Source organism: Leisingera sp. McT4-56 (genome assembly GCF_020514995.1).
Lineage (GTDB): Bacteria > Pseudomonadota > Alphaproteobacteria > Rhodobacterales > Rhodobacteraceae > Leisingera > Leisingera aquaemixtae_A.
The window spans coordinates 1-2,482 of sequence record NZ_JAJALF010000055.1 but is presented as its reverse complement, the minus strand read 5'-3'; the positions used below and the strand labels follow the sequence as shown (position 1 = coordinate 2,482).

The following is a 2,482-nucleotide window of genomic DNA, read 5'->3' as shown; positions in this document are numbered from 1 at the left end:
TCTACGATTATCTTCCGCCGTGCCTTCGATCAGATGACAGGGGTTCACGCAGCGCCGGTTATGACATCGATGACGGATCACTTGGTCGCGGGTGGCGGCAAACCGGAGAGTGATACAGTAAATGAACCGGTAAGCACGATCCTGTTGACCGCGGAACCGGACTTTCCTTGGCAATACGGTCGGCGTGACCAGGCACCCGTTTTCATCTTCTTTAGCACTGTCTATCAGCTCCTTTACCTTCTCGCAGGCTGCTTCGTAGTGGTTGGCGATCAAATCGGCGTACCATTCCTGGTGCCGGTCCATCGCGATGAACAGTTTGGCTTTACTCAATGATCTCAATCTCCTCTTCAGTTGGGCAAATAGGTTCATCATAGCCGTCAGGGCCACGCACACGCCCGCCAGCTACTTGATAGTCAGGATGGACCCAGAGAGACCGGGCATAGTCGGTGCCACCCCATTTCGCCTTCTCGGGCCGCCAACCAAGCTCCGGCATCATGTGTCGAATCCGGTTCTGGTTTGTCTTGAGGCCTTCAATGAACCACTTGGCCAGTTCCTCCTGCGGGAGCGCAAAGCGGCCTGCGCCGTCGAGATACTCTTCCAGGCGGGCAAGCTGAACTTCACGAGATGCACCCATAATCTGCTTCATGACCGGCGTTTGGATTTGCGACAGATTCAGTGAGCGAGCATTGAACTCGTTCGACTGCCGGTGCTCCATCAAGCCGTTGTACAATGCAGCAAGGTTGTCCTCGCTTTCCATCCAGCGGATCAGCTCAGCGATGAAGTCGCCAAACTCTTCAGCCTTTGGACCTGAGGCATGGCCATCATGGTCTACGTCGATGACGTAGTAACGGCGTTCATCCGCCTCAATCCACAGAGGAAGATGGTTCGTCGTGAACAGGAAGCAGCAGCACTGTTTCAGCTTTTCGATCTCCTGCCCTTTCTCCTCCGACGTCGTCACCTTCTCGGTAATGTACGTCTTCAGGGTGTTGCCGTGTGGGGAGTCGGGCTTCAGCTGGAGCTCTTCCGAGATGACCAGCTTGCTTGTTAGCAACGGTCTGTTGAACCGCTGAACCAGCTTGGCGATGCTGTTCTGAGTGATCGAGTTTTCTTCGCCAAACAGCTTAGAGATCAGCTGGCAAAGCGTACTCTTCCCAGTTCCCTTCCTGCGAGAGTACAGGAACATGGCAAAAGCAGGCTTATCCGCTTCGTTCTGCAGACACCACGAGAGCCAGTCTTTGAATACGCGACGATCGGCCTCGTGACGGAAGATCCGCTTCAAGAACTCGTCGAGCATCCCGGTGTCGCCGCCAGCGACAGTTCTCTTTCGGTAAATTGGCTCTTTCCAGGTGTTCAGAGTTACTAGCTCCTCATCGGGGACCACGGCATCAGCATTTCCCGCAAAACAGCAAATGGAACCATTCCAGATCGGAATAGACTGCGAAGGATCGTCATGAGTCTCTGCGATTGCGCGCTGAAACACCGCCCGGAGCAACTCCGAGGTCGGCTCGATCCAGGGGAATTGCGCCCTGATCCGGCGAAGAAAGATAGTGTGAACTTCCTTCTGCGTTAGCGATGTAGTTGGTCGCCTCACATCATGAAAATGGTTCTTAGTCCGGACGAACCACTTGCTGATCTGCTTGCACAGAAAGGCAACCTGATCGTCGAAGCTACCGGCCTCTTGAGAGGGCTCGTCAGCCTTCTCAATGACCTCAATTTCAGGCTGCACAGGAAGCTCAGCAGAGGAAGCGCTAGGGCGCTTTTTCTGCCAACGTCCACTGCGATTCAGCGCAGGGTGGTACCCCTCGGAATTAGTGCCTTTGATGAGTTCATTCAGAGTCGAGGTCATTCATTAGTTCCTTTGTTGGGTTAGTTGGTTTGGTTGCGGAAGTTTTTTGAGCCACAGGCGGACTCCTTCCATGCGAATTGGTGCGCAAACTGGGCGCGAGTTTAGGTCGGAGGGTGAGACAGCGCTCATTGGGGAGGGGCAATGAAACAGCAAGCCGTAGGCACACGTCTAAAAACACCCAAGACTGGGTGGTCTAAACGTTGCAGGGCTTGTGTCGGGATCCTTCTACCCGCGCTGTTTTCATTATGAACCAGGCGAGTGTGGCCGCGAAGGACCTAACCCGCAGTGTAGGCAATTGCCCAATCTAGGATGGCGCCGATTAGTGCTAGCGCCGTCTAACAAGGAAGTAAGCTCCTAGTAGCTGTCCCTTGCGGTTAAAGGCAGTCAGATTTCTCCGATCCACCTCCTAAAGGTCAGGACGCTCGAAACTGCTCCGAAACGCCCCGGAAAGGTGTCAGATACCCGATGGTTGTTTAGGTATCCGATGATTTTAGAAGTAGAGAAATCACATCCGGTGCTGAACTTGTCAACAGGCCAGCCGCCACCCGCGACCAAGTGATCCGTCATCGATGTCATAACCGGCGCTGCGTGAACCCCTGTCATCTGATCGAAGGCACGGCGGAAGATAATCGTAGA

General features: G+C 54.1%; 2 protein-coding genes and 1 pseudogene. 1 reads left to right on the top strand and 2 read right to left on the bottom strand.

The window, feature by feature from the left end; translation table 11 throughout:
• Together LHL23_RS23325 and LHL23_RS23320 are read right to left on the bottom strand one after the other, a co-directional pair.
• Nucleotides 1–330, bottom strand: a 330-nt coding sequence (locus LHL23_RS23325) for an HNH endonuclease (protein ID WP_226431747.1), incomplete at its 3' end; no start/stop codon positions are given.
• Nucleotides 323–1,846, bottom strand: coding sequence for a primase-helicase family protein (locus tag LHL23_RS23320; protein ID WP_226431746.1), 1,524 nt, complete (start codon nt 1,844–1,846; stop codon nt 323–325). The genes LHL23_RS23320 and LHL23_RS23325, both read right to left, overlap by 8 nt.
• Before the next feature lie 555 nt (nt 1,847–2,401).
• Here LHL23_RS23320 and LHL23_RS23620 point away from each other — a divergent pair.
• Nucleotides 2,402–2,482: pseudogene (locus LHL23_RS23620) on the top strand (hypothetical protein); the annotation flags it as partial.